Source organism: Nocardia brasiliensis (genome assembly GCF_011801125.1).
GTDB lineage: Bacteria > Actinomycetota > Actinomycetes > Mycobacteriales > Mycobacteriaceae > Nocardia > Nocardia brasiliensis_C.
Genome location: NZ_CP046171.1, coordinates 3,452,009 through 3,478,647, shown reverse-complemented (window position 1 = coordinate 3,478,647; position 26,639 = coordinate 3,452,009). Strand labels below are relative to the sequence as shown.

General features: G+C 69.3%; 23 protein-coding genes and 2 pseudogenes. 15 read left to right on the top strand and 10 right to left on the bottom strand.

The genetic code is table 11. The features are described 5' to 3' along the window. Nucleotides 1-22 precede the first annotated feature (22 nt). A complete protein-coding gene (locus F5X71_RS15840; RefSeq protein WP_167462661.1) occupies nt 23-2,326 on the top strand; it encodes an ATP-binding cassette domain-containing protein in 2,304 nt (767 codons plus the stop codon). Here F5X71_RS15840 and F5X71_RS15835 read toward each other — a convergent pair. Beyond that, the gene (locus F5X71_RS15835) at nt 2,265-3,068 is read right to left on the bottom strand and encodes a tyrosine-protein phosphatase (RefSeq protein ID WP_167462660.1); all 804 of its coding nucleotides are present in this window, start codon (nt 3,066-3,068) and stop codon (nt 2,265-2,267) included. The two genes, F5X71_RS15840 and F5X71_RS15835, sit on opposite strands and share 62 nt — an antisense overlap. A 79-nt stretch (nt 3,069-3,147) precedes the next feature. On the opposite strand from F5X71_RS15835, the gene F5X71_RS15830 reads away from it, so the two are divergent. From F5X71_RS15830 to F5X71_RS15815, 4 genes and pseudogenes are all read left to right on the top strand, one after another. Further along, nucleotides 3,148-4,035: a glycosyl hydrolase family 32 gene (locus F5X71_RS15830; protein WP_238815914.1), complete on the top strand. Its 888-nt coding sequence runs from the start codon at nt 3,148-3,150 to the stop codon at nt 4,033-4,035. A gap of 8 nt (nt 4,036-4,043) precedes the next feature. After that, nucleotides 4,044-5,537, top strand: coding sequence for an FGGY-family carbohydrate kinase (locus F5X71_RS15825; RefSeq protein WP_167462658.1), 1,494 nt, complete (start codon nt 4,044-4,046; stop codon nt 5,535-5,537). Between the two features lie 59 nt (nt 5,538-5,596). Beyond that, nucleotides 5,597-5,962: pseudogene (locus F5X71_RS15820) on the top strand (thioredoxin family protein); the annotation flags it as partial. A 104-nt stretch (nt 5,963-6,066) separates the two neighbouring features. Then, nucleotides 6,067-7,095: a glycoside hydrolase family 172 protein gene (locus F5X71_RS15815; protein WP_174817079.1), complete on the top strand. Its 1,029-nt coding sequence runs from the start codon at nt 6,067-6,069 to the stop codon at nt 7,093-7,095. Here F5X71_RS15815 and F5X71_RS15810 read toward each other — a convergent pair. After that, nucleotides 7,071-7,607 (bottom strand): hypothetical protein, encoded by a 537-nt coding sequence (locus F5X71_RS15810; protein ID WP_167462656.1) that lies wholly within the window; start codon nt 7,605-7,607, stop codon nt 7,071-7,073. The two genes, F5X71_RS15815 and F5X71_RS15810, sit on opposite strands and share 25 nt — an antisense overlap. 124 nt (nt 7,608-7,731) lie before the next feature. Between F5X71_RS15810 and xylB the strand changes: the two genes are divergently transcribed. The 3 genes from xylB (at nt 7,732) to F5X71_RS15795 (ending at nt 11,846) form a co-directional block, all read left to right on the top strand. Next, nucleotides 7,732-9,135 carry a xylulokinase gene (xylB, locus tag F5X71_RS15805; RefSeq protein ID WP_167462655.1) on the top strand — a complete coding sequence of 468 codons (1,404 nt, stop codon included), beginning with the start codon at nt 7,732-7,734 and terminating at the stop codon, nt 9,133-9,135. 134 nt (nt 9,136-9,269) lie between these two features. After that, nucleotides 9,270-10,997 carry an N-acyl-D-amino-acid deacylase family protein gene (locus tag F5X71_RS15800; RefSeq protein ID WP_167462654.1) on the top strand — a complete coding sequence of 576 codons (1,728 nt, stop codon included), beginning with the start codon at nt 9,270-9,272 and terminating at the stop codon, nt 10,995-10,997. Between the two features lie 198 nt (nt 10,998-11,195). Further along, nucleotides 11,196-11,846, top strand: coding sequence for a maleylpyruvate isomerase family mycothiol-dependent enzyme (locus tag F5X71_RS15795; protein WP_167462653.1), 651 nt, complete (start codon nt 11,196-11,198; stop codon nt 11,844-11,846). Between the two features lie 64 nt (nt 11,847-11,910). Here F5X71_RS15795 and F5X71_RS15790 read toward each other — a convergent pair whose 3' ends face one another. Both F5X71_RS15790 and F5X71_RS15785 read right to left on the bottom strand, forming a co-directional pair. After that, the gene (locus F5X71_RS15790; RefSeq protein WP_238815913.1) at nt 11,911-14,202 is read right to left on the bottom strand and encodes an ATP-binding protein; all 2,292 of its coding nucleotides are present in this window, start codon (nt 14,200-14,202) and stop codon (nt 11,911-11,913) included. A gap of 83 nt (nt 14,203-14,285) precedes the next feature. Further along, nucleotides 14,286-15,611, bottom strand: a pseudogene (locus F5X71_RS15785) (2-isopropylmalate synthase); the annotation flags it as partial. Nucleotides 15,612-15,852: 241 nt separating this feature from the next. Between F5X71_RS15785 and F5X71_RS15780 the strand changes: the two are divergent. After that, nucleotides 15,853-16,524 carry a FadR/GntR family transcriptional regulator gene (locus F5X71_RS15780; protein ID WP_167462651.1) on the top strand — a complete coding sequence of 224 codons (672 nt, stop codon included), beginning with the start codon at nt 15,853-15,855 and terminating at the stop codon, nt 16,522-16,524. Beyond that, nucleotides 16,521-17,327: an ABC transporter ATP-binding protein gene (locus F5X71_RS15775; protein WP_167462650.1), complete on the top strand. Its 807-nt coding sequence runs from the start codon at nt 16,521-16,523 to the stop codon at nt 17,325-17,327. Before F5X71_RS15780 ends, F5X71_RS15775 begins: the two co-directional genes overlap by 4 nt. A gap of 13 nt (nt 17,328-17,340) precedes the next feature. On the opposite strand, the gene F5X71_RS15770 is transcribed toward F5X71_RS15775, so the two are convergent. Both F5X71_RS15770 and F5X71_RS15765 read right to left on the bottom strand, forming a co-directional pair. Continuing rightward, nucleotides 17,341-17,502, bottom strand: coding sequence for a hypothetical protein (locus tag F5X71_RS15770; RefSeq protein ID WP_167462649.1), 162 nt, complete (start codon nt 17,500-17,502; stop codon nt 17,341-17,343). Between the two features lie 211 nt (nt 17,503-17,713). Then, nucleotides 17,714-18,007, bottom strand: a complete 294-nt coding sequence (locus F5X71_RS15765; protein ID WP_238815912.1) for a hypothetical protein — start codon at nt 18,005-18,007, stop codon at nt 17,714-17,716. A gap of 45 nt (nt 18,008-18,052) precedes the next feature. On the opposite strand from F5X71_RS15765, the gene F5X71_RS37455 reads away from it, so the two are divergent. Beyond that, nucleotides 18,053-18,181, top strand: coding sequence for a hypothetical protein (locus F5X71_RS37455; protein WP_275106784.1), 129 nt, complete (start codon nt 18,053-18,055; stop codon nt 18,179-18,181). 6 nt (nt 18,182-18,187) lie between these two features. On the opposite strand, the gene F5X71_RS15755 is transcribed toward F5X71_RS37455, so the two are convergent. Then, nucleotides 18,188-18,841, bottom strand: coding sequence for an HAD family hydrolase (locus F5X71_RS15755; RefSeq protein ID WP_167462647.1), 654 nt, complete (start codon nt 18,839-18,841; stop codon nt 18,188-18,190). Between the two features lie 153 nt (nt 18,842-18,994). Here F5X71_RS15755 and F5X71_RS15750 point away from each other — a divergent pair, with 153 nt between their 5' ends. Further along, complete coding sequence (locus F5X71_RS15750; RefSeq protein WP_167462646.1) at nt 18,995-19,669, top strand: PaaI family thioesterase; 675 nt, start codon at nt 18,995-18,997, stop codon at nt 19,667-19,669. A gap of 13 nt (nt 19,670-19,682) precedes the next feature. Here F5X71_RS15750 and F5X71_RS15745 read toward each other — a convergent pair whose 3' ends face one another. From F5X71_RS15745 to F5X71_RS15735, 3 genes are read right to left on the bottom strand one after another with little or no spacing between them, the layout of a single operon-like run. Beyond that, entirely contained in the window at nt 19,683-20,873 is a 1,191-nt protein-coding gene (locus tag F5X71_RS15745) for a sulfotransferase family protein (RefSeq protein WP_167462645.1), read from the bottom strand. Nucleotides 20,874-20,878: 5 nt separating this feature from the next. After that, nucleotides 20,879-21,655: an SDR family oxidoreductase gene (locus tag F5X71_RS15740; RefSeq protein ID WP_167462644.1), complete on the bottom strand. Its 777-nt coding sequence runs from the start codon at nt 21,653-21,655 to the stop codon at nt 20,879-20,881. Then, complete coding sequence (locus tag F5X71_RS15735; protein WP_167462643.1) at nt 21,655-22,818, bottom strand: hypothetical protein; 1,164 nt, start codon at nt 22,816-22,818, stop codon at nt 21,655-21,657. Before F5X71_RS15735 ends, F5X71_RS15740 begins: the two co-directional genes overlap by 1 nt. A 99-nt stretch (nt 22,819-22,917) precedes the next feature. Here F5X71_RS15735 and F5X71_RS15730 point away from each other — a divergent pair, with 99 nt between their 5' ends. Genes F5X71_RS15730 through cysC form a run of 3 tightly spaced genes read left to right on the top strand, consistent with a single transcriptional unit; the run spans nt 22,918 to nt 26,634 of the window. Further along, complete coding sequence (locus tag F5X71_RS15730) at nt 22,918-23,814, top strand: helix-turn-helix domain-containing protein (protein WP_167462642.1); 897 nt, start codon at nt 22,918-22,920, stop codon at nt 23,812-23,814. A 52-nt stretch (nt 23,815-23,866) separates the two neighbouring features. Continuing rightward, on the top strand, nt 23,867-24,799 hold the full coding sequence (cysD, locus tag F5X71_RS15725; protein WP_167462641.1) for a sulfate adenylyltransferase subunit CysD: 933 nt from the start codon (nt 23,867-23,869) through the stop codon (nt 24,797-24,799). After that, nucleotides 24,799-26,634, top strand: coding sequence for an adenylyl-sulfate kinase (cysC, locus tag F5X71_RS15720; RefSeq protein WP_167462640.1), 1,836 nt, complete (start codon nt 24,799-24,801; stop codon nt 26,632-26,634). The genes cysD and cysC overlap by 1 nt, the downstream gene beginning before the upstream one ends. The last annotated feature ends 5 nt before the right edge of the window (nt 26,635-26,639 follow it).

The window sequence follows — 26,639 nt, the reverse complement described above, 5'->3', positions numbered from 1 at the left end:
ATTGGCACCTACCGTCGGTGAGGTGAGTACAGAGCGAGACACCATTCAGATCGTCGGGGCCCGCGAGAACAACCTGCGCAACGTCTCGCTGGCGGTCCCGAAGGGCAAGCTCGTGGTCTTCACCGGCGTGTCCGGTTCGGGGAAGTCCTCGATCGTGTTCGGTACCATCGCGGTCGAATCGCAACGCCAGCTCAACGAGACCTTCACCTGGTTCATCCGGAACCGGCTGCCGAAATACGAACGGCCAGAGGCCGATCTCATCGACAACCTGGCGCCCGCGGTGGTGATCGATCAGAAGCCGATCGGGGGCAACGCACGCTCGACGGTCGGCACCATGACCGATATCCAGTCGATCGTTCGCGTACTGTTCTCCCGGCACGGCGCACCGAGCGCCGGTGCGGCGTCGAGCTATTCGTTCAACGACCCGCTCGGCATGTGCCCGGAATGCGGCGGGCTGGGCCACGTCGTGCGCCCGGACCTGACCAAGCTGCTCGACACCGGCAAGTCACTCAACGAGGGCGCGATCACGTTCGGGCCGTTCGCGATCGGCACCTTCCAGTGGCAACTCTACGCGCAGTCCGGGCTGTTCGATCCGGACAAGCCGCTGCGCGACTACACCGCCGAGGAATGGCAGCTGTTCCTGCGCGGCAACGGTTTCCGGGTACCGCGACGGAACCGGACCGGGTCGATGGGCAGCAACGCCTACGAGGGACTGCTGCGACGGTTCGAACGCCTCTACATCAAGCGTGACTCGGGCTCGCTCTCGGAGAAGAACCGGACCGCGGCGCGGGAGGTCGTCACCGAGGAACTCTGCCCGGACTGCCACGGTGCGCGCTTGAACGCCGCCGCCCTGGCCACCCGGATCAACGGTTTGGGCATCGCCGACTACGGCAACCTCGAGGTGTCCGAGCTGATCGGCGTGCTCGGCGCGATCGACGATCGAGTCGCCGCGCCCATCGCCGACGCGGCGATCGCCCGGTTGCGCCGCATCGAGCAGGTCGGTCTCGGCTATCTCTCGCTCGGACGGGAAACCTCGACCCTGTCCGGCGGTGAAGCACAGCGGCTCAAGGTGGTTCGGCACCTCGGATCGAGCCTGACCGGCATGACCTACATCTTCGACGAGCCGAGCGTCGGCATGCATCCGCGCGATGTCGGCCGGTTGAACGAGCTGCTGATCCAGTTGCGCGACAAGGGGAACACCGTGCTGGTGGTCGAGCACTCCCCCGACGTGATCGCGGTCGCCGACCATGTGGTGGACATGGGACCGGGCGCGGGCGGGCACGGCGGGCAGGTGGTGTTCGAAGGCTCGGTCGAGAATTTGCGCGACTGCGGCACATCGACGGGTGAGCTGCTGCGCCGGGTGCGACCGGTCAAGACGCACACGCGCACGCCGACCGGTTGGCTCACCGTCGCCGAGGTCGACCGGTACAACCTGAAGAACCTCACCGCGCGATTCCCGACCGGCGTGCTCACCGCGGTCACCGGGGTCGCCGGTTCGGGGAAGAGCACGCTGGTCTCGGGCGCGTTCCTCGACGCCAACCCGGACGCGATCGCGGTGAACCAGTCGGCGATTCACGCCTCGCGCCGGTCCAGTCCGGCGACCTATCTCGGGATCATGGAGCCGCTGCGGCAGGTGTTCGCCCGTACCAACAACGTCAAGCCGGGACTGTTCAGCTTCAACTCCGACGGCGCGTGTGCCGAATGCGGCGGTGCGGGCGTCATTTTCACCGATCTGGCGTACATGGACCCGATCACCACCGTGTGCCAGAGGTGTCACGGCAGGCGTTATCGCCCCGAAGTACTCGGTTACACGGTGCGCGGCGCATCCATCGCGGACGTGCTGGAGATGACCGTCGAGCAGGCGCTCGAATTCTGGGACGGGCACGGCGAGAGCCGGATTCGCCCGCCGCTGCGCTCGCTCGACGAGGTCGGGCTCGGTTACCTGACGCTGGGCCGCTCGCTCAGTTCGCTGTCGGGCGGGGAACGCCAGCGCATCAAGCTGGCCGATCACCTGCATCGCAGCGGCGGTGTCTATGTGCTCGACGAACCGACCACCGGCCTGCATATGGCCGACGTCGACACGCTGCTCGCGCTGTTGGACCGGCTGGTCGACGCGGGGAACACGGTGATCGTCATCGAGCACGACCTCGAGGTGATCAAACGCGCGGACTGGGTGATCGACCTCGGGCCGGACGGCGGCCGGCACGGCGGCGAGATCGTTTTCACCGGAACACCTTCGGCTCTGCTCGACGACCCGCGCTCGATCACCGCGGACTACCTGCGGCGCAGTGTGGCGCCGCGGGATCGTGGCCGCACGCGACCATGACCTCGCGCAGTGCGGTGAGTTCTGTCACGGTCAAACCGTTCGCGCGCAGCCATCGGGCCGCACCGCCGTGCACGGCGCGCAGATCGGCCAGGAAGCCCCGCATGGTCGCGGGTAGGACCGCGAGGATGCCGGTGCGCACCGGAGGCAGGTCGGGGTAGGAACCCAGAGCGATGAGCCGGGTCCGGATGCGCGCCAGGCGGTGTTCGGTGAGTGCGTAGTCGGCCGCGATGTCCGTCGCGGGAACGCCGATCGCGTCGAGCAGGACGGCGGCTAGTATTCCGGTCCGGTCTTTGCCCGCGGCACAGTGGAAGAGGACGGCGTGGTGGCGGGCATCGGCGATCAACCGGGCCGCCGCGACAACGGATTCGGCACTGCCGCGCAGTAGTTCGCCGAATAGCCGCAGCAGCTCGTCGTGGCGCGCGTCGGACCCCAGGTGCTGTGGCCCGGTGTGCACGGGCGTGCTGATCGGCAGATTGATCAGGCGCACCGCGCTTTTCGCGAGCAACCCGTGGCCCTCCCGCGCCGACTCCCCCGGCATCCGCAGATCGATGAGCGTGCGCAGGCGCATCGGGCCGAGCAACCGGTCGAGATCCGCGACGGACAGCTGCTGCGGTGTGCTGGAGCGATATACGACCCCGAAACGGGTGGTGCCACCGCCGTGGACGGGCAGCCCGCCGAGGTCGCGCGCGTTGTCGATCTCGGCGAAGTCCACCCACCGCCGCGGGGTGAGATCGGTGTGCATGTCGTGCGCTCCGCAGGGTCGGACACCAGCACAGACCAGTCTATGTCCGAGTAGCCCGCCACCGAGGATGATGGTGGACATGGCGGTGCGCGAGGTGGTGAGCGCGGGATCGTTCACGCGGATCTACGACCCCGGCGCAGGGACAGCCGAGGAGTGGTACATCAACGACCACACGATCATTCGCGCACCGGGCGGGCGGCTGCACCTGTTCGGCATCACCCATCGCGAACCCGCCGATCCGTTCGACGAGGTCGACTTCGCGCACGCGACGGCCGACGAGTTGTTCGGCCCCTGGGTCAAACAGCGCCGCGCCCTGCACGTCGACCGCGACTACGGCGAAACCCACCTGTGGGCGCCGTTTGTCGTCGCCGCCCACCGGCGGTACTACATGTTCTATGCCGGTGGCGGCGCGGACCGGACCGCCGCGGCGATCAACCTGGCGACCTCGACCGACCTGTTCCGTTGGGTGCGTAGACGTTCGGGCCCGTTGTTCCGCGACGGCTACGACGCCCGCGACCCGATGGTGACCAGGGTCGGCGACCAGTGGGTGATGTACTACTGCGCGACCACTACACCGGCGGGCGGCCACCACGTGGTGGCCTACCGCACGAGCAGCGATCTCGTGCACTGGGGCCACCGCCACATCGCCTACACCGACCCGACGAAGGGCACCGAGGCCGGAAACACCGAGTCCCCCTTCGTCGTTCAGCACGATGGCTGGTGGTATCTGTTCATCGGTCCGCGCCCGGGTTACGTGGGCACGGACGTGTTCCGCAGCGACAGTCCGTTCCGGTTCCGGATCGGGGACAAGATCGGCCATGTCGCCGCGCACGCCGCCGAGGTGGTACTCGACGCGGACCGCTGGTGGATCACCAGCGCGGGGTGGGGCCAAGGCGGGGTGTACCTGGCGCCGTTGCGGTTCCCCCGGCAGCGCGACCCGCACGCCGCCAAGGTCGTGCCGCGGTAGGTTCGGGTATGGCTGATCCGCTCTTCCTCGGCGTCGATATCGGCACCTCGAGCTCGAAAGGCGTGCTGACCCGCGCGGACGGCACCGTCGTCGCGGGCGCGCACCGAGCGCACGGCGTCTCGACGCCGCGACCGGGCTGGGTGGAACACGACGCCGAAACGGTGTGGTGGGCCGAGTTCACGGCCATCGTCGCCGAGCTGCTCGCCGCGGCCGAGGGAGCCGACCTCGCCGGGCTCGCGGTCTCGGGTATCGGCCCCTGCCTGCTGCCCGCCGACGCGACCGGCACGCCGTTGCGGCCCGCCATCCTCTACGGCGTCGATACCCGGGCGACCGCCGAGATCGCCCAGCTGGAAACCGAATTCGGTGTGCAAGCGGTGCTGCGGCGCGCCGGGTCGCCGCTCACCAGCCAGGCGGTCGGGCCGAAGCTGCGGTGGCTTTCCGCGCACGAACCGCAGGTCTTCGCGCGCACCGAGCTGCTACTGATGGCGAGTTCGTTTCTGGTGCACCGGCTCACCGGCCGGTACGTGCTCGACCATCAGTCCGCCAGCCAGTGCGTGCCGCTGTACGACCTGCGCGAGCGGGATTGGGCCGCCGACTGGGCGGCTCAGGTGGCGCCCGGCGTGCGGCTGCCGGAGCTGGCGTGGCCCACCGAGGTGGTCGGGCGGGTCGGCGCCGCGGCCGCGGCGAGTACCGGTCTGCCCGTGGGGCTTCCGGTCACCACCGGCACCGTCGACGCCTGGGCCGAGGCCGCAAGCGTCGGTGTCCGCGCGCCCGGCGACGCCATGATCATGTACGGCACCACGCTGTTCCTGGTGCAGGTGCTGACCGATCCCCGCCCGCATCCCGGCCTCTGGGGCACCTGCGGAACCTGGCCCGGCACATACACACTCGCGGCGGGGATGGCGACCGCGGGCGCGGTGACCGAGTGGCTGCGCGAGCTGGTCGGCGGCGAGTTCGCCGACCTGGTGGCCGCGGCCGCCGAGGTACCGCCGGGCAGCAACGGCCTCCTGGCGCTGCCCTATTTCGCGGGCGAGCGCACGCCGCTGTTCGATCCGAACGCCAGGGGCATCGTGGCCGGGCTGACCCTGCGCCACGGTCGTGCCGAGCTGTATCGGGCGGTACTGGAGGGCATCGCGTACGGGGTGCGGCACAATCTCGCGGCGATGACCGAGGCGGGCGGGGCGGCCACCCGATTGGTGGCGGTGGGCGGCGGCACCAAGGGCGGCCTGTGGACGCAGATCGTCTCCGACGTCACCGGGCTGCACCAGCAGCTGCCCGCCGACACCATCGGCGCCTGCCTGGGCGACGCGCTGCTGGCCGCCACGGCGGTCGGGGTCGACACCGGCGGCTGGAATCCGGTGATCGGCACCGTAGCGCCGCGCCCCGCGTACACCGCGCACTACGATTCCTACTACCAGCACTACCGCGAGCTCTACGAACGCAACACCGATATCGCGCACTTCCTGGCGAGCGAGCAGCACCGAACCGGGGTGAGTTCCTGATCTTCGCGCGCTGTGCGAAGATGCACGGTTGCTCTGTCGGACACCTATGCGAGGATTTCATGCCCACCCAGACCCTGACCCGGCAAAATTTCGACTCGGTGATCACCGGCAATCACATTGTCCTGGTGGACTGGTGGGCCGGCTGGTGCGGTCCGTGCAGGCAGTTCGCGCCGATCTTCGAATCGTCGGCGGAAAGGCATCCCGACATCGTGCACGCGAAAGTGGATACCGAGGCCGAGCAGGAACTCGCGGCGATGGCCCAGATCAGCAGCATCCCGACGGTGATGGCGTTCCGCGAGGGCCTGCTGGTCTACTCCGAGGCGGGGGTGCCCGCGCCCGGCACCCTCGACGAACTGATCGAGCAGGTCAAGTGGCTGGACATGGACCAGTTCCGCCGTGAGGTTGCCCGGCACCAGCAGGCGCAGCAGACACCCGAGTACCCATCGACCGCTCCGGCGCCCGCCGCCGCGCCCGCCGCCCGGGCGGCCGGACTCGCACCGACCGCGAACACGTACGGCTGGCCCGGACTGTGAGCCCCGAGCGCCGGCGGGAGCTGTGGCACCTCGACGACACGCGTACGCGGTCGATCAGTGCCGAGAATCCCACCGGCGCTCCCGGTATGGGCGCCCGCGCGCGGACCGGAACCGGCGCGCACGCGGCCCGGCTGCTCGGCACCGGCTGGAAGGTCTCGCCATCGATCGATCTCGCCGACGGTGAAACCGCCACCCTGGCAGATGTTTCCGGTCCCGGCGTGCTGCGGCACTGCTGGCTCACCACCGACCGTGCCGCACTGCGCGCGCTGACGCTGCGGATGTACTGGGACGATGCGGTCGAGCCCGCGATCGACGTGCCGCTCGGCGACTTCTTCTGCAACGGCTGGGACGAGCTGGCCATGGTGAACTCGGAAATGGTGGTGGTCGCCCCGGCGGGCGGCTTGAACTGCTACTGGCCCATGCCGTTTCGCCGGCGGGCGCGGATCACGCTGGAAAACCGCTGCGGCCGTTCGGTTCCGGTGTACTACCAGATCACCTATGACGTGCAGGAGGTGCCGGGCGAGGCGGCCTACCTGCACGCGCGGTGGGCCCGCACCGCGCGGCTCGGCAGCCCCGCGGTGCACACCATCCTCGACACCGGGCCCGGCCGCGGGCGATATGTCGGTACCTACCTTGCCATTCGGCCAGGTGCGCCCCGCTGGTGGGGCGAGGGCGAGGTCAAGTTCTATCTCGACGGCGACGACGAGCATCCGTCGCTGTGCGGCACGGGGACCGAGGACTATTTCGGCGGCGCTTGGAATTTCGATCTGGCCGGCGCGTATCGCACCTATTCGACCCCCTATCTGGGCCTGCCGCAGGTGCTGCCCGCCGACGAGATCTACCTGGCGCACCAGCGATTCGGCATGTACCGCTGGCATGTGCGCGATCCCATCTGCTTCCATCGCGACCTGCGCGTCACCGTGCAGGCGCTCGGCTGGCGCGACGACGCCACGTATCTGCCGCTGGAAGACGCGGAGATCGCGACCACCGCGTGGTGGTATCAGGCGGTGCCGTCGTCCGCGTGACCGGACTCGTCGTCGAACCGCCCGGCCTCGTCGGCCGCTGCCTCCGCGTCCAGCGCGAGCAACTCGTCCGCGCGCGCCAGCGCGTCGTCCATGCTCGACTCGATGTCGTCGAGCACCGTCAGCCCGCCGAGCAGATCGTCGAACTCGCGCAGCACCGACCGGACCTCCTCGACCGCCGGGTCCACGCGATACCAGGCGACCGATTCACGCCACCAAGGGTTCTCCTCGATCCAGGCGAACATGACGTCGCGGACCATCCTGGCATCGGAGGTATACATCTGGAACAGCTCGGTGGCTTCGCCCGCGCAGTACTCCAGCTCGTACATGCCATCGGCGAGCAGTCGCGCCCGGATGTAGTCGTGCGCACCGCGTTCCACCTCGATCGACGGGGGCCGCGGGTGCGGCGGTTCGTCGAGGATCTCGGTGAGCAGCGCGTCGGTCAGCTCCGGCACCGGTGTTCCGTCACCGGTCCGGACATGCACGTCGGCAGGTCGGTCCGGATCGTCAGTCACCGGGCCAGTGTGCCCGATCCCGGCATCGAATACCCGAAATGCCTCGTGCGAAGGTGGTTGCGGTGCACAGTGGGTTGATGGGTGCCGTGGTGGTCGAGGGTGGCAGCGGGCAGGGGCGGAACCGATGACGCTGGTCGCGGGGGTGGACAGCTCCACCCAATCCTGCAAGGTGGTGGTGTGCGACGCCGAGACCGGCGCGATCCGGCACGAGGCGCACGCGCCGCATCCCGACGGCACCGAGGTGGCGCCGCAAGCCTGGTGGGACGCGCTGCGCAGCGCGGGCGCCGGACTGTTCGAGCGGGTGGACGCGGTGGCCATCGCCGGCCAGCAGCACGGGCTCGTCGCACTCGACGCCGCGGGCGACCCGGTGCGCGACGCACTGCTGTGGCACGACGTCCGCTCGGCGACGGCGGCCGCCGAGCTGGTCACCGAGTTCGGCGGCCCGCAGGCCTGGGCGGCGGCGGTGGGCAGCGTTCCGGTCGCTGCGTTCACCGTCGCCAAGCTGCGCTGGCTGGCCGATCACGAGCCCGACCACGCGGACCGGGTCGCCCGGATCATGCTCCCGCACGACTATCTGACCTGGCGGCTGCGCGGCGGCGGGGCCGCGGCGCCGACCACCGATCGTGGTGACGCCTCCGGCACCGGATATTGGTCACCGGCGTCGGGTGAATATCGAAAAGACCTGCTCGCGCTCGGTTTTCGCGGGCGCACGCCGGAACTGCCCCAGGTACTCGGCCCCGCCGAGGCGGCCGGCCGGACGCCCGCGGGCACGCTGATCGCGGCGGGCACGGGCGACAATGCCGCGGCCGCACTGGGACTCGGCATAGGCGACGGTGACGTGGTGGTCTCGCTCGGCACCAGCGGCACCGTCTTCGCGCGCGCCGAGCGGCCCAGCGCCGACGCCACCGGCGCGATCGCCGGATTCGCCGATGCGACAGGCGCTTTCCTGCCGCTGGTCTGCACCCTCAACGCCGCTCGGGTACTCAGCGGCACAGCCGAGTTGCTCGGCGTCGACCTCCGCACGCTCGAATCGCTTGCGGCGCAAGCGCCCGCGGGCGCGGATGGCCTGGTTATGCTTCCCTACCTCGCCGGCGAGCGCACGCCGAACCTGCCGGACGCCACGGGCAGTCTGCACGGCCTGCGCGCCGAGACCATGCGTCCCGGCCACCTCGCCCGTGCCGCCTTCGAAGGCATGCTCTGCAACATGGCCGATGCCCTCGACGCGATCCGGGCCTCCGGCGTCTCGCCCAGCCGGGTCATCCTGATCGGCGGCGCGGCCCGCGCGCCGCTGGTCGCCACGATCGCGGCGCAGATCTTCGCGACGCCGATCACCGTGCCCGAGCCCGGCGAATACGTCGCGCTCGGGGCGGCACGGCAGGCCGCGTGGGCCCGCGCTGGCACACCGCGACCACCGGACTGGCCGGCGCGCGCCGCCACCACCGTGACGCCCGCGCCCGATGACGGCGCGATCGGTGCCTCGATCCGCGCGCGGTATCGCCAGGCACAGTCCGCGCTGTACGACCGCTGACCAGGCATGATCAGGATTCTCGCTGGTCGAGGGCGAGCCGATTCGCGCGCTCGGATGAGCGACGCCGACAAACGTGCAACCATGTATGCAATACCCGCAGTAGCAGATACTGGGTGCTGGTCGAAGGAGCTCAGATGACGGCGTGCGACTTGGTTGTCCGTGGCGGTTCGGTGTTCGACGGCACGGGCGCACCGCCGCGCACCGCCGATGTCGGTATCACCGCGGGCAAGGTCGTCGCGATCAGCGATACGCCGCTGCCCGATGGCGCGCGGACGGTGGACGCCACCGGCAAGTGGGTCATCCCCGGCATGCTCGACGTGCACACCCACTACGACGCGGAGGTGCTCGGCAGCCCCGGCCTCGGCGAATCGGTGCGCCACGGCGTCACCTCGGTGGTGATCGGCAATTGCTCGCTGTCCACGGTCTATTCGACGGCCGAAGACTGCGCCGACATGTTCGCCCGGGTCGAGGCGCTGCCCTGGGACGCGGTGCACTCGGCCGTGAAGGAACACAAGAACTGGGAAGGCCCTGCGGGCTACCGTGACTCGCTCGCGGCCCGCCCGCTCGGCGCGAATGTCGCCGCGCTGCTCGGACACTCGGATATCCGCGTCGCCGTGATGGGGCTCGGCCGGGCCACCGACGCGAGCGTCACCCCGACCGATGACGAGCTGAATCGCATGCGACACATGCTCATCGAAGCGCTCGACGCGGGCTTCCTCGGCCTGTCCACCATTCGCAGTTCGTTCTCGAAGCTGGAGGGCGCGCGCTTCCCCGCGCGGCAACTGCCGTCCACCTATGCGAGCTGGCGGGAGTACGCGGCGCTGAACAAGATTCTGCGGCAACGCGATCGAATCCATCAGAGCACGCCCAACCTGACCTCACGGCTCGAGATCGCCCGCTACTTCGCCGAGAGCGCGGGCCGGTTCCGCAAACCGCTCAAGACGACGCTGATCGCGGGCATGGACGTGAAGGCCGACCGCACCACCGCGCGGGCCGCGACCATCGCGGCCCGGATCGCCAACTCCGTCGGCGGCGCGGAGTTCCGCTGGCAGCACCTGCCGGTGCCGTTCGAGGTCTACGCCGACGGTGTCGACCTGGTGGTCTTCGAGGAGTTCGGCTCCGGCGTCGCGGCGCTCAACGTCCGTGACGTGATGAAGCGCGGCGAGCTGCTGGCCGACGAGTCCTACCGCAGACAGTTCCGCAAGGACCTCGCCAAGAAGTACGGCCCCCGGGTCTGGCATCGCGACCTCTACGACGCCGAGATCGTGGCCTGCCCGGACCCCGAGGTGGTCGGCAAGTCGTTCGGCCAGGTAGCCGACGAACGCGGCATCCACCCGGCGGACGCCCTGCTCGACCTGGCCGTCGCGCACGGCACCGGACTGCGCTGGCGCACGGTGATCGCAAACGACCGCGAAGAGGTGCTCGATCAGCTGCAGCAATCCGCGGTGATGCAGGTCGGTTTCGCCGATTCCGGTGCGCACCTGCGCAATATGGCGTTCTACAACTTCGGGCTGCGCATGCTCGAACGGGTGCATCAGCGCGGCTTCATGCCGATCGAGCGGGCCGTGCACCGGCTGACCGGTGAGCTCGCCGACTGGTACGGGCTCGACACCGGCCGCCTGCGCCCCGGCGCACGCGCCGACCTCGCGGTGCTGGACCCGGCCGGTTTCGACGGGTCGAGCGCGGCCTACGCGGAGGCACCGGTTCCGGGCAGCGCCGGACTGGACCGCATGGTCAACCGCAACGATCGGGCGGTGGCGGCCACCGTGGTCGGCGGCCGGCTCGTCTACGAGTACGGCGAATTCGCCCCCGGCTTCGGCACCACCCTGCACGCGGGAACGTTCCTCACGGCCGGACCGTAACCGCACCGCACCGCACCGCACCGCACCGCACCGCACCGCACCGCACCGCACCGGCGAGCGCATGCCTCGCGCTCTCGGGACACGCGGCGCGACACACGGACGACTCCTTTGTCCGCAAGATCCCATTAGACCGACCAGTTTCGTGGTTGGGTGACCTTCTCAGGATGTGGGAAGGGCGGTCGCGACGAGGAGACCACGATGGTGCAGGTGCGCAGGGCGATCTTCGATGAGCGGGCCGAGCTGGCCGAGCTGCTCGCGGGTTTCGACACCGCGAAGTGGGACGCTGCGACGCTGTGCCGGGGCTGGCGGGTGCGTGAGGTCGTCGCCCACATCACCGTGCCGTTCCGCATGACCGGCACCCGCTTCGCCGTCGAGCTCCTGCGTGCGGGCGGCAATTTTCACCGGGTCTCCCAGCACACCGCCCGCGTCGACGCCGCGACGATGTCCCCCGGCGACCTGCTGAAGTCGCTGTGGGACAACGTCGGACACCCGTGGAAGCCGCCGAGCAGCGGGTATCTGCACGCGCTCGGCCACGACGTCGTGCACGGCCTCGATATCACCGTCGCGCTCGGGCTCGACCGCAAGGTGCCGCAAGACCGCCTTCGCCTGGTCTTGAACATGATCAATCCGCGGTGGATCGACTTCTTCGGCACCGATCTCACCGGGGTCGAGCTGCGCGCCGACGATCTGGACTGGAGTTACGGCTCCGGCGCGGTCGTCACGGGCAACGCTCAGGACCTGCTGCTCGTCGCGTGCGGGCGGACGCTGCCCGCCCGAAAACTGCGCGGCGACAACGCGGCACGGTTCACCCGCAGCCGCCGCAGGGCGAAAAGGCGGCGCGGGCACTGACCTCGTCGGCGTGCCGGTCCGCGCCACCTGGGCATCGACGGAACAACGTGCGCCCGAGCGGAGTTCACAGCTGCCGCGCGCTGACCCAGGACGCGACCTGTGCCCGGGAGGTGAAGCCGAGCTTGGTCAGGATGTGGTCGACGTGGCTCTCCGCGGTGCGGATCGAGATGACCAGCTCGGCGGCGATCCGCTTGTTGCTGTAGCCGGCGGCGACCAAGCGGGCGACATCGCGTTCCCGGCGGGTCAGCGGCACATCGGACGCCACGGCCCGCGGGAGCGGCGCTTCGGCGCCGAGGGCGAAGCGGACCGCCTCGTCGAAGGTGAGCGCGCCACCGCCGTCGAACGCGGCCTGGAAGCTGCTGTCCCCCAGCGCGTCACGCACCCGCGCGCGCACCTTCTCGCCGATCGTGGCGGTCATGGCGTGCGCGAGCTGCTGGGTGCTGCCGCGGCGCACCGTCGCCGCGGCGCCCATCAGCCGGGCGGCACGCGCGGGATCGTCGGCCGCGGCGGCGGCCCAGGCGAGCCCGTCGAAGGCCGATGCCGTCCACACGCAGCGATCGAACAGCCGCAGCTGCTCCACCGCGCGGCGCAGTTCCTCGATCGCCTTGTCCGCATCGCCGTTTCGCCAGTGATCCGTGCCGACCGCCCAGGAGGCGAGGCCGCCGAGCAGGTGCGACCCGTGCTCGGTGGTCTTGCGCAGCAACCGCTGCGCCAATCCGCTGGCCCGGTCGTCGCTCAGCACCAGCGCACAAACATAGGCGAAGGCAAGGCTTTCCATCTCGGTGCCGTGGTGGGCGCACGCGCGGGCACGCGCGGCGGCGGCCTCGGCGAGCTCGAGCGCGCCGACCGGGTCGGCGTCGGCGAACGCCAGCACCGAGGCCAGCAGCATGGCCTCGACGAGCACCTCCTCCGCGGCCAGCTCCGTCGCGATCGCCACGCATTCGTCCAGGAACCCGTGCGCCACCGCGGAATCGGCGAACATGGCGGCGATCACCGAGGCGGCGGCCAGCGCGCGGGCCCGATCGACGGTGGGCGCCCGATCCTTGCCAAGCGCGTCGGTCAGCCAGCGATACCCTTCCCGCAGAAAGCGGTAGTGCTCCCAGAACGGCCGCAGCTCCGAGGCGATCTGCAGACCGCGGTGCGCGCCGTCGGGATCGGCCAGCGCGAACTGTAGTGCCGCACGCAGATTCGCGTGCTCGCGGGTGACCGCGCGGAACCAGCCGACGTCGGCGTCGCCCCAATAGTCGACGCGGCCGCGCTGGGCGATCCGGTAGTAGTGGTCGCGGTGGCGCAGCCGGACGCGGCGCTCGTCACCGCGGGCCACCAACCGGGCCAGCGCGAATTGCCGCAGCGGTTCGAGCATGGTGTAGCGGCCCGCGCCGTCCTGGCCCTGGTTGCCGAAGCTCAACACGGACTTGTCGACCAGGCCGGTGAGCGCGTCCAGCAGGGCGCCGGGCGGGTCGAGCACACAGACCGCCTCCGCGGCCGTCAGGTCGAATCCGCCTGCGAAGACGGCCAATTGCTCCCACAGGTGTTGTTCGTTCGGGGTGCACAGGTCGTAGCTCCAGCGGATCGTCGCCTCCAGCGTCTGCTGCCGCCGCGGCGCCGTGCGCAACCCGGTCGTCAGCAGGCGCATCGTGTCGTCGAGTCGTTCCAGCACCTGATCGGGGGTGAACGCGCGCAGCCGCAACGCCGCCAGTTCCAGCGCCAGCGGAATGCCTTCCAGGCGTAGGCAGATCGCCGCCAGCGTGCCGAGCCCGGCCGCGGTGGCCCGGAATTCGGGGTTCGCCGCGGAGGCCCGGTCGATCAGCAGCCGTAGGGCGGGGTTGTCGGCGGTGTCAACGGCACCGGACTCCTCGTCCACCGCGGGCACCGGCAGCGGCGAGACCGGCAGCACCTGCTCCCCCTCGACACCGAGCGGCTCGCGGCTGGTCGCGAGCACTCGCACGTCCGTTGTGCCCGCGAGCAGCCGATCGACCAGGGCCGCACAGGCGCCGATGAGGTGCTCGCAGTTGTCCAAGACGAGCAACAGGTGCTTGTCGCCCAGGTACTCGATCAGTCCGGCCACCGGCAGGCTGGTGTCGTCGCGCAGGCCCAGCGCCTGCGCGACGCTCGGCGCCACCAGTTCGCCGTCGTTGACCGGGGCCACCTCGACCAGCCAGACACCATCCGGGAAGGCCCGGCGCACCGCGTCGCCCACCCGCCGGGCCAGCCGGGTCTTGCCGACACCGCCCGGCCCGGTGAGCGTGAGCAGCCGCGTGCCCGACAGCAGTTTCCTGGCGGCGGCGACTTCGCGATCGCGCCCGACGAAGCTGGTTACTTCGGCCGGGAGGTTACCTGTCACGTGCCGGGCCACGCCGATTACCTTCGCACGGACGAGCGCACCCCCGGGCGCTTTGCCCGAAGATGCGGCAACGATCACCGCGTCCGCAGCGCCGGGTACACCGCCTCGAACAGCTCACGCAGTTCCGGCGCGGTGATCTCCGCGCCGGTCGCGTCGGTATGCGCCTGCACGTGCGCGGCGAACTCGATCTGCAGCTCGCGCGGCAGGTCGATGCCGTACTCGGTCTGCAACAGGTAGGCGATGCCGCCCTTGCCCGACTGCGCGTTGACCCGGATCACGGCCTCGTAGGTGCGACCGAGATCGGCCGGATCGATCGGCAGGTACGGCACCCGCCACTCCGCTTCCCGTTCAGGTACGCCCGCTTGCTCCGCCCGCGCCCGATGCGCCGCCATGCCCTTCTTGATCGCGTCCTGGTGGGTGCCGGAGAACGCGGTGTGCACGAGTTCGCCCACGTACGGGTGACGTTCGGGAATCCGCATGCGCGTGCAGTATTCGACGGTCTCCTGGATCTCGTCGATGGCGGAGAAATCGATCATCGGATCAACGCCCTGTGCGTACAGATTCAACGCCAGCGTGGCGAGATCGACGTTGCCGGTGCGTTCGCCGTTGCCGAAGACACAGCCTTCCACCCGTTGCGCGCCCGCCAGCACCGCCAGTTCGGCGGCGGCGATGCCGGTGCCGCGGTCGTTGTGCGGGTGCACCGACAGGATCACGCTGTCGCGACGGGCGAGGTTGCGGTGCATGTATTCGATCTGATCGGCGTACACGTTGGGCGTCGCGACCTCCACGGTCGCAGGCAGATTCAGAGTCACCGGTCGCTGCGGGGTTGCGTCCCACAGCGTGCTCATCCGATCGCACAGGTCGAGCACATAGTCGGGCTCGGTCAGGTTGAACACCTCGGGCGAGAACTGGAAACGCACGTTCGGCAGGCCGGCGGCGCGGTCGAGGACGTCGCGACCACCGGCGAGAACCAGCTCGCGCAACGCGGCACGGTCCTTGCCGAGCACCGTGCTCCGCCATTCGGGTGCGGTCGCGGCGTACATGTGGATCACGACATCGCGCAGACCGCGTACCGACTCGACGGTGCGCTCGATCAGATCCCTTCGCGCCGGGGTGAATACGACGACCGTCACATCGTCGGGCACCAGATCGCCCTCGGCGAGCAGCCGGACGAAATCGAAATCCGCCCGCGAGGCGGACGGGTAGCCCACCTCGATCTCCTTGTAGCCCATGGCGGTCAGCAGTGCGAAGAAGCGGCGCTTGCGTTCGGGATCCATCGGTTCGGCCAGCGCCTGATTGCCGTCGCGCAGGTCCACCGGTACCCACAGCGGGGCCGCGGTCAGCCGCGCCTCGGGCCAAGCACGCTGGGCGAGTGGTACTTCCACACGATCGTAGACGTCGCGGTAACGGTGGAACGGCATCTGCGAGTGCCGCTGCCGATTCCAGGCGGGCGCGGTGGACGGTACGGCACCCTGCGGGGTGTTGATCATGCTACGGGTCTGCTTTCTGGCCGGACGGCCGTCACGAACGAAGAGACCGGCCACGACAAAGCCCCACGGCGGGGGGCCGGTCGGTCAGGCCCCGCCGTGGCGGCTAAGGAGAAGCATGGTGCGCATGATGGGTAGACTATACACAACTCCTCAGACAAGTAGAGAGGTTGCGATGGCATCGCAGGTACGCAGGCACCCGCTCGCCGCCCAGGCGGCCGAGCTGCTGCTGACCCGGATCAAAGCGGGCGAATGGCCACTGGGACACCGACTTCCGGGCGAAACGACCCTGGCCGCACAGCTCGGCGTCGGCCGCTCGACACTGCGCGAGGCGATCCGTGAGCTGGCGGGCAACGGCGTGCTCGACAGTCGCCAAGGGGCCGGGGTGTTCGTGACCGCGCTGGACGTGAAACAGGACTGGGACCTCGTCCTGCGCCGCGCCACCATCGCCTCGGTGATCGAGGCACGCATCGCCATCGAGGCCGAGGCCGCCGCGCTGGCCGCGCACCGTCGCACCCGGGCCGACCTGCGCATCCTGCGCACCACCCTGGCGGCACGCGAGGCACACGGCGAACCCGTCGCCGATCATGTCGACGCGGACATGGCTTTTCACCGCGCGGTGCTCGTCGCCGCGCACAACGAGGTGCTCGTGCAGCTGTTCGACGCCTTCCTCCCCCGGCTCCGGCTGGCGATGATCGACATGCTCGCCCTGCGTCCCATCCCGTCCGAAGCCGCCGACCACGCGGCGCACGCACAACTGGTCGAGGCGATCGTCGCCAAGAACGCCACGGCCGCAGCGGAATTCAGCCGCGCCCACCTGACGTCTCTGAAGGAGGCCTGCCAATGACGGCCGCCCCGGTGCTCGAACTGACCGACGTGACCTTCCGCCGGGCCGGCAAGAAGATCATCGACGGCATCTCACTGACCGTGCGCGCGGGCGAGCGCTGGGCGCTGCTCGGGCCCAACGGCGCAGGCAAAAGCACCCTGCTCGGTTTCTGCGGCGCCGTCACGTTCCCGACCACGGGCACCGTGCGCGTACTCGGACAGCAACTCGGCCGCGTCGAACTCCAGCAACTGCGGCGCCACATCGGTCAGGTGAATCCGCGGCATCCGTTGCAGTATCCACTGACCGTCCGCGAGGTGGTGCTCACCGGCATCACCGCGACGATCGACACCCCGATGCGCTGGACGCCGACCGCCGGGCAGCTCGCGCGGGCCGACGCGATGATCAACACCGTCGGACTCGACGGCAAGGCAGACGAGATCTGGCCGACCCTGTCCCAGGGCGAACGCGGCCGCACCCTGATCGCCCGCGCGCTCGTCGCCGAACCGCGCCTGCTGCTGTTCGACGAGCCGTCCACCGGCCTCGACCTCGCCGCGCGCGAACAACTCCTGCACACCATCGATACCCTCGGCGACACCCATCCCGAGGTCGCCTCGATCCTGGTCACCCACCACCTCGAAGAGCTGCCCAGCAGCACCACCCACGCCATGCTCATCGCCGGCGGCCACACCGTCGCCGCCGGTCCCGCCGCGCGGACACTGACCACCGATACCGTCACCGCCGCCTTCGCCCACCCGGTGGAGGTCCGCTACGACGGCCGCTGGAACGCCCGCGCCGCGCACCCCCGCGCGGCCTGGTCCAGCTGACTGCGATATCGCCCTAGCTGTTCGGCAGACCGCCGATGCCGCGGGGTAGCTCGATGGTGTCGTCGTCGAGCAGGGCGGTCTTCACCTCGGCCAACTTCGCCAGGAACGCCTCCGCCGAGCCGAAGCGGGCCGAAACCTGCGCCAACAGCTCCTCCGCCGGTTTCATGAAGTCCATACCGCCCAGCATGAACCGCCGCGCCGCCGCGGTGACCACCGTTACCGCACAGTTTGCCCAAATGTCGCGCCACCGCAAAGACCGCCACGGTGTACGCCACCGGCACGCCACACGCGAGACACCCAGTCAGGCCCGCCGAATCGGCTGCCAGGTAGGTGTCGCTTCGGTGGCGAGGAAGTGGCCGACGAGCCGACACACCTCGGCGGGCTTCTCATGCCGCGGCCTCGATCCGGCGCAGCATCCGGCGCACCACCAGCCGGTGGCCGCCGCTGCCGATCACCAGGGCGCGATAGATCTTGCCGTGCGGGCCAGGGAAATTCGCGAGCGACCTGGCACGCAGCCGGGTGCGGTTCGCCCCCTGCTCATCGAGCTCGAAGATCAGGGCGTAGCGGGAGAACCAGTGCCGCCCGCTCAGCGCCAGCCTGCTCGGTTCCTCGGCGGCGTCGAGCCCGAATCCGGCGGGCACCGTCGACGGATCGGCCGGGTTCTCGCAGAGGACTTTCAACAGCGCTCGCCAGACCCGGTCGCGGTTCGCATCGATCGATCTGGCATGCTCATCGATATAGGACAAACGCTCCACGCGCACAGTTCCGCGCTGCCGGACTGGCTGGACATCGACCTGCCCGCCGCCGCCCGCACCCTGCTCACCACCCCGCTACCGGAGCCGCCCACCCCGTGAGCGCGCCTACGCGCCGTCGACCACTGCGGGGGTGAGCTGAGCGAGGTCGTCGATCACCCGCGCGGCCAGGTCGAGCGCGTCGGCCGCGGGCGGATACTCCGGCCGCGGCGCGGCGATCACGCGCAGGCCAGCGGCATGCGCGGCGCGGATGCCGTTGCTCGAATCCTCCACTGCCGCACAGTCGGTCGGCCGTTGCCGGAGCAGCTCGGCCGCCGCGAGGTAGACATCGGGCGCGGGCTTGCCGCGCTCGACCTCCTCGGTCGACAGGGTGCCGGTGAAGAACTCGATCAGCCCGGTGCGACCCAGGACGACATCGATCAACGAGCGCGGGGACGAACTCGCCACACCGATCGGCCACCGCTCGCTCATCCGCTGGACAGCGTCGACCGCGCCGGGCAGCAGCGGCACCGCGCGGTCGTAGTGCGCGGCCATCTGCTCGATGACCTCGCGCGCCACGGTCTCCGGCGCTTCCCCGACCTGGAGATCGGTGCTCAGGTATTCCGACCATTCCCGGGTGCTCATGCCCATCAGCCGCTGCTGGGTATCGGGCAGCCACCGCCCGCCCTTGTCGGCGACGTAGGCACGGCGCACCTGTTCCCACACCGGCTCGGAGTCGATCAGCACGCCGTCCATATCGAAGACAACCGCCGTAATACCCATCTATCCATAGCCTTTCGCCAGCGGGACCGGTCCGCGCGCCGAACTCCGGACCCGATCGGCCCGGCACCCGCCGCTGCCGATCAGCCTAGGCCACGGGACACGCGCGGCCCCTGCGGCGCGAGCATTCCGACGGCAACCTATAACGTGTTCCTTATGAACGAAGAGCAGGCCGGTGCCTCGCTGCCGAACAAGGAGCACCACGAGGGCGCGTTCCGGCCGATGTCCGCGCTGATCAACGCGCGCGAAGAACAAGGCGCCGATATCGAACGCGGCGGACCGCACTACGGGGAGTTCGTCGAACAGGTGCGCGGGCTGATGGACCGCGTGCGCCTGGCCTGCCCGTCCGACGAGCTCGCGGTGGAGACGATCGGCCTGCTCAAGGAGCTCAACGACAAGCTCGACGCGGCTCGGGTAGACGAGTGGTCCACACCGAACTGGACCCGGCACGACTTGCCCGCCCGGGGCAACATCACATTGCCGCCCTACGTCGTCGACCACGCGAGCAAGGACGGCGTGCACGCCCGCGTCACCTTCCGCACCTTCCACCTGGGCGGCAACAGCGCCGCACACGGCGGGCACATCGCGCTCAGCTTCGACGATCTGCTCGGTATGGCCGCCGCCATGCACGCCCGCGCGGTGACCAGAACCGCCTCGCTCACTGTCGATTACCGCTCTATCACACCGTTGAACACCGAACTGAAGGCGCACGCCTGGGCCGAGCGCCAGGATGGCCGCAAGGTCTATGTGCACGCCACCCTGCACGACGGTGAGCGCCTCTGCGCCGAGGCGCACGGACTGTTCATCGTGCTGAAGCCCGGCCAGCCGTGACACCGCCGCGCGTTCAGCCCTTCGGAAAGTGCTCGGCCCGGTAGCCGGCGAAACGGGCGTCGACCTGTTCGGCGGTGAGCCCGAACTCCTCCAGCGTGTACCGATGCGCGGGACGCGCTGCCCCAGAGGTCGTTTCGGCGTGCAGTGCCGCCATCGCGGTGGTGGCCTGCGCGCTCTGCGGCAGGTCGAAATGCCGGTAGATCGCGCTCACGGTGCCGATCGGATCCGCGACGAAGTCGTCGTAGTACACATCGCAGAACTGAGCGGCGTTGTGGCGCTGCCGATCCGCCAGGAAGCGGTCGGCCCCGCGGGCCCAGAGGTCCAGCTGCGCGGCGCCGACCACCGGGCCGCGGAACTTCTCCGACCACCCCGCCGAGGCCTGTTCGTTGAGGCTGCACACCGAGGCGATGATGGTCCGGGGATCGCGGTGCATCTGGATGATCAACGCGTCCGGATACACCTCGAAGATCGCGTCGAGCGCGAACAGGTGGCTCGGATTCTTCAGCACCCAGCGCCGTTCGGCGTCGGGCAGCCCGATCAGTTGCAGGTTGCGGCGATGCCTGCGGTAAGCCGGGGTCCAGTCCTGCGCGCGCAGCCATTCGGAGTAACCCGGTAGGTACCCGAGACATTCGTAGGAGACCGACATCGCCGACTGGCGCAGCAGCTGCCAGCACTCCTCCACCTGATCGGCCGAAATGTGGTGCACGCCCATGAATTCGGGATGTTCGATGTGGTGCTTGTCGAACGCCGCCTCGATCCGCTGGTACACCGGGTCGCTCGCCCAGGTGTCCCGGGGCGGGCGGGGCTGCGGCATCTCGGTCAGCCACATCTCCAGTCCCTGATGCGCCGGGTCCGCGTTGAGCAGCCGGTGCACCGCGGTCGTGCCCGAGCGCGGCAGCCCGGTCACGAAGATCGGACGCTCGATCGCGACCTCGGCGTGTTCGGGAAAGCGTTGCCAGGCCGCCTCACTGAGCAGCCGGGCAATCAGCGCCCCGCGCAGGAAAGCGCGGTTCACCTTGTTGCCGAACGGAGTAAGCTCCGCGTCCTTGGCGTAGGACTCCAGCAGGACCTCGAGCCCCGCGCGGTAGTCGTCGGTACCGAAATCGTCCAGCCCGACGACCTTGGTCGCCGAGGCGTGCAGATCGTCGATGGTGCCGACGTCGTCCCTACCGATCACTTCATCTCCTCTGTGTTGCCGGGGCATTCCGGCTAGTGGTGGTATTCGCCGCCATTGACGTCCAGGCAGGCGCCGGTGATCGCGCGCGCCATGGCCGAGGCGAAGAACACGACCGCGTCGGCGATCTCGTCGGGTTCGGGCAGCTTGCGCAGGTCGATGGTCTCGGCCGTCTCCGCGTACACCTGCTCGGCGGTAATGCCGCGCTGCTCGGCGAGATAGTTGAAGTACCACTTCAGGTTGTCGGCCCAGATATAGCCGGGGGCAATGGTATTCACCCGGATGCCGCGCGGGCCGAGCTCGGTGGCCAGGCTCTGCGCCAGTGCGAGCAGGCTCGCCTTGGCCATCTTGTAGGGGCCGAAGGTACGCCGCGAGTGCCGCAGCACGGCCGAGTTGATCATCACCACCGAGCCCTTCGACTCGGCGAGCGCGGGCACGAAAAGCCGAGTCAAGCGCAGTGCCGCAAGCACATTCGTCTCGAAACCGGCGCGCACCTGGTCCAGATCGACCTCGGCCAAATCCGCGATCGGCGGGATGGCGAAGGCGTTGTTCACCAGCGTGTCCACCCGGCCGAACGCGCCCTGCGCGGCCTGCACCAGATTGATCGCGGCGGCCTCGTCGTTGATGTCGGTGGGCACCACCACCGCGCGCCTGCCGAGTTCGCTGATCTCCTTGGCCACCTCGGTGAGCCGGGACTCGGTCCGGGACGCGAGCACCACATCGGCACCGGCCTTGGCGCTCTGCACCGCGATGGCACGGCCGAGCCCGGGACCGATACCGGAGACCACGACAACCTTGTCCTGCAACAACATCAGCCGAGCATCCTTTCCGCGACCGCGGCCTGCCGGGCCGCGATTCGAGCGCGCCACTGCTGCGGCGTGACGCGCGCCTGGTCATAGAACGGAAGTCGTTGTCCCAGTTCGGCGACCGGGACCACCTCCACCGTCGGGCCGTCCTCCGGCTTCATCTCCCGTGACAGCCGCTGCCAGCGGAACTGGAGATAGCCCCGGTCGTGCCCGGTGCGTTCGATCCAGTTGGCCAGCCCGGGATCACGCTCGCTGACCACGAGCCGGATCATGCCGTCCGGGTCCACCCGCGCCTGGTCCGCGGTCAGGCTGGTCTGATGGTTGATGTAGTCCAGCGACAGATACCACATGCTGCCCAGCTGGAAACCCTGGTACGGCGCATCGGATTTCGGCACCGTGATGATCATCGCCTGATCGTCGGACAGCTCGTAGTGCCCGGCCGAGGAGAACTGGGTGGTGAGACCGCCCGGGGTGGCGCGCGGCTCGGTCATCGTGTTCACCGGCAGATTCAGGTAGAACCACTCGGGGAAGGCCAGGAAGGTCTGCAGGCGCGAGATCAGCATCTTGCCCGCCACGCCGTAGCGCTTGGTGAGCAGGTCCTTGGTCAGCGGCGGCGGGGCGGCGCCGAGACCGTCGACCCGGGCGATCCGCACGGTGCCCGGCCGCTCGTTGGTCCAATCGCTGTACACCTCACGGATCACCAGCATCGCGGAGTCCGGCGCGAGATGGACGTAGCCCGGGCGGGCCGGACCGGGGCCGAGCCGCAGCTGGAAGGACCCGTCCGGCGCCACCTCCAGCGATCGGTCGTCGAAGGCGGTGAGGCTGTCCGGCACGTCGACCGGCGAATAGTTCCCGTTCAACACCTGAAAGCTGAGATCCCTTGTACTGCCCCGCTTTCCGGTGACGATGTATTCGGCGTCCGGGCGCAGGTACGAGTGGAAGTAGAGCGTGTCCGGGTTGTCCAGGCCCATCTTCGTGTAGGGGCCGGTGGATCGCACGAAGAACGGGAAGTCTCGCTCATAGGCCCACGCCATCTGCAGGGCCGCACGAATGCTGCCCGCCAGGTAGTCGTAGCCCTCGACGAGGTCCTGCTCGGTCCGGATGTGCGCGGCTCCGGTGATGATCTGCTCGGCGGCGACGATGGCGTCCGCGAACGGCTGTGTCAGCAAAAGGCTCTCCGTTGAATCACACGCTGTGGTGTTCCAAATATGTACCGCTCTGGTACATTTCCTCTCAGCTGAGATTAGAACGTGTTCTAGGAGTGGTCAATGGTCGGCCGTAGATCCGCACCGACGGTGCGCGTGGTGCAGGTGCTCGATTTCCTCGTCGAACAGCGCGGCAAGCGCTTCGGCCTCTCCGAGCTCGCGCGCACGCTCGAGCTGGCCAAACCCACCTGCCTCGGCATCCTCACCGAGCTCACCGCGGGCGGCTACCTGGTGCGCGACGCCGCCACCCGCACCTACGGCCTCGGGCCCGCGCTCATCGCCGCGGGCCGGGTCGCCCAGGACAGCTTCGCGATCTCCGCACTGGCCAGAACCGAGCTGGCCGGACTCACCGCCGAATACCGCACGACCTGCACAGCATCGGCCGTGGTCGGCGACCAGATCATGGTGCTGGAAAGCACCGGCCCCGGGATGGTCAAGGTCGGCGCCGCCTACCATTTCGCGCCACCGGTCGGGCTGATGTACGTGCTGTGGGATACCGACGCGGCCTTCGACGCCTGGCTGGCCAAACCGCCGACCGTGCCGCTGCGGCAGGACGAGGCACGATTGCGCCAGGTGGTCGCCGAGTGCCGTCAACGCGGGTATCTGGTCGAAAGTCTCACCGCCGCAGGGCGCAAACTGTACGCCCTGCTGGCCGGGTTCGCCGCTCGCGATCTCCCCGATGAACTGCGCGAATTGGTCGGCGAACTGGTGACGAGCCTGGGCGAGCGGGTGTACCTGGGTACCGATCTGCGCCCACGCAAGGAGCATCCGGTGAGCCTGCTAGCCGCCCCGACCTATGACGGCGATGGCAGGCAGAACATGGTGCTCACGATGTACGTTGGTAAGCCCATCACGGGTGCCGAAATCGATAGGCGCGGAACGGCTCTCATCGCCGCCGCGGATGCCGTCACGGCCGCGTCGGGCGGTAGGAAGCCGGTCACCGCCGCGACCGCGCGCTGACCGACCCGGCGCACCCATTGCCAACAATCGAAACGTGTTCTAGTTTTGCGGTGTGAGCCAGTACGCGAAGTCGACGGCGAGCACCTACGAGCTGCCTCATCTGGACGCGCTCGAGGCCGAGTCGGCACACATATTCCGAGAAGTAGCGGCGACCTTCGAACGACCGGTGCTGCTGTTCTCCGGCGGCAAGGACTCGGTGGTGATGCTGCACCTGGCGGCTAAAGCCTTCTGGCCCGCGCCGCTGCCGTTCCCGGTGTTGCATATCGATACCGGACACAATTTCGACGAGGTGATCGCCTACCGCGACGAGACCGTCGCCCGGCTCGGGCTGCGCCTGGTCGTCGGCCGGGTGCAGGACGATATCGACGCGGGCCGGGTCACCGAGGACACCGGCCCGCGGGCCTCGCGCAACCGATTACAGACCGCGACGCTGCTGCGCTCGATCAAGGAGGGCGGCTTCGACGCCGTCTTCGGCGGCGCGCGCCGCGACGAGGAGAAGGCGCGCGCCAAGGAGCGCGTGTTCAGCTTCCGCGACGAATACGGCCAGTGGGACCCGCGCGGCCAACGACCCGAGCTGTGGAACCTCTATAACGGCAAACACCGTGCGGGCGAACACATTCGCGTATTCCCGCTGTCGAACTGGACCGAGCTCGACATCTGGACCTATATCGCCGCCGAGGGCATCGACCTGCCGCCGCTCTACTACGCGCATCGCAGGCCGGTGGTGCAACGCGACGGAATGCTGCTGGCGCACACCAGGTTTCTGCGGCTGCTCGACGGTGAACAGCCGTACGAGACCACGGTGCGCTTCCGCACGGTCGGCGACGCCACCTGCACCGGCTGCGTGGAATCCGCCGCGGCCACCCCCGCCGAGGTGGTCACCGAGGTGGCCGCCGCCCGGGTCACCGAGCGCGGCGCCACCCGCGCCGACGACCGGATCTCCGAGGCGGGCATGGAAGATCGCAAACGAGAGGGCTACTTCTGATGAGCGCCACCCTGCTGCGCCTCGCCACCGCGGGCAGCGTCGACGACGGCAAGTCCACCCTCATCGGCAGGCTGCTCTTCGACTCCAAGACGATCTTCACCGATCAACTCGCCGCGGTGGAACGCACCAGCCGCGACCGCGGCGACGACTACCCCAACCTCGCCCTGCTCACCGACGGACTGCGCGCCGAACGCGAACAGGGCATCACCATTGATGTGGCGCACCGCTACTTCGCCACGCCGAGAAGAAAATTCATCATCGCCGACACGCCGGGCCACATCCAGTACACCAGGAACATGGTGACCGGAGCGTCTACCGCCGACCTCGCGCTGATCCTGGTCGACGCGCGCAAAGGGGTCGTCGAGCAGACCCGCAGGCACGCCTTCCTGGCCGGCCTGCTCGGCATCCCGCACCTGGTGCTGTGCGTCAACAAGATGGACCTGGTGGACTGGTCGCAGGCCAGGTTCGAGGAGATCCGCACCGAATTCGCCCAGTTCGCCTCGAAATTGGACGTCTCCGACCTGACCTTCGTGCCGATGTCGGCGCTGCACGGCGAGAACATCGTGCACCGCGGCGCGAGCATGCCCTGGTACGAGGGCACTCCGCTGCTGCACCACCTCGAGCAGGTGCACATCGCCTCCGACCGTAACCTGATCGATGCCCGATTCCCGGTGCAGTACGTGATCCGCAGGCACGCCCGGGATTTTCGCGGCTACGCGGGCACTGTCGCGGGCGGGGTCTTCAAGCCCGGTGACGAGGTGGCGGTGCTGCCTTCGGGATTGACCACCACCGTCGCGGCCATCTGGGGTCCGGGCGGCAAGCCCGTCGCCGAAGCGTTTCCGCCGCAAGCGGTCACGATCCAGCTCGCCGACGAGATCGATATCGCACGCGGTGACATGATCTGCCGGCCGAACAACCGGCCCAGCGCCGGGCGCGATCTCGACGCCATGGTGTGCTGGTTCGCCGACGACTCCCAGCTCTCCCCCGGCGCGACCTACACCATCCGGCACACCACCCGCACGGCCACCGCCGAGGTGCGCAGCCTCGACTACCGGCTCGACGTCAACACGCTGCACCGTGACGAGAGCCCGGAAACGCTGTCGCTCAACGAGATCGGTCGCATTCAGCTGCGCACCCGCCAGCCGCTGCTTTTCGACCCGTACCGGCGCAATCGCAGCACCGGCAGCTTCATCCTGGTCGACGAAACGACCAACAACACCGTGGCCGCGGGCATGATCACCGGCCCGACGCTGCCCTCGTCCCGGGTGGTCTGGCATGCCACCGCGGTCGGGCGCGACGAACGGGCCACGCGCGGGCTCACGGTCTGGCTGACCGGGCTTTCCGGCTCCGGAAAGTCGACCGTCGCAGTGGAACTCGAACGCCGCCTGGTCGCCGCGGGCCGCCCCGCCTTCCTGCTCGACGGGGACAACCTGCGCCACGGACTGAATGCCGATCTCGGCTTCAGCGCCGCCGACCGGGTCGAGAACATCCGCAGGGTCGGCGAGGTCGCCCGCTTGTTCGCCGACGCCGGTGTGGTGGCGGTGGTCTCGCTGATCAGCCCGTACCGTGCCGACCGTGACCGAGTGCGCGCCGCGCACCTCGCGGCGGGCATCCCGTTCGTCGAGGTCTTCGTCGATACGCCGCTGGAGGTCTGCGAGGCCCGCGACCCGAAGGGCATGTACGCCAAGGCGCGCGCCGGCGAGATCAGCGGGTTCACCGGCATCGACGACCCGTACGAAGCTCCGACCGACGCCGAACTCGTGCTGCGGCCCGATCACGGCGACCCCGCCGCCATGGCGGCGACCATCCTCGCGCGATTGGCGCGCGTGGACTGAGCGTG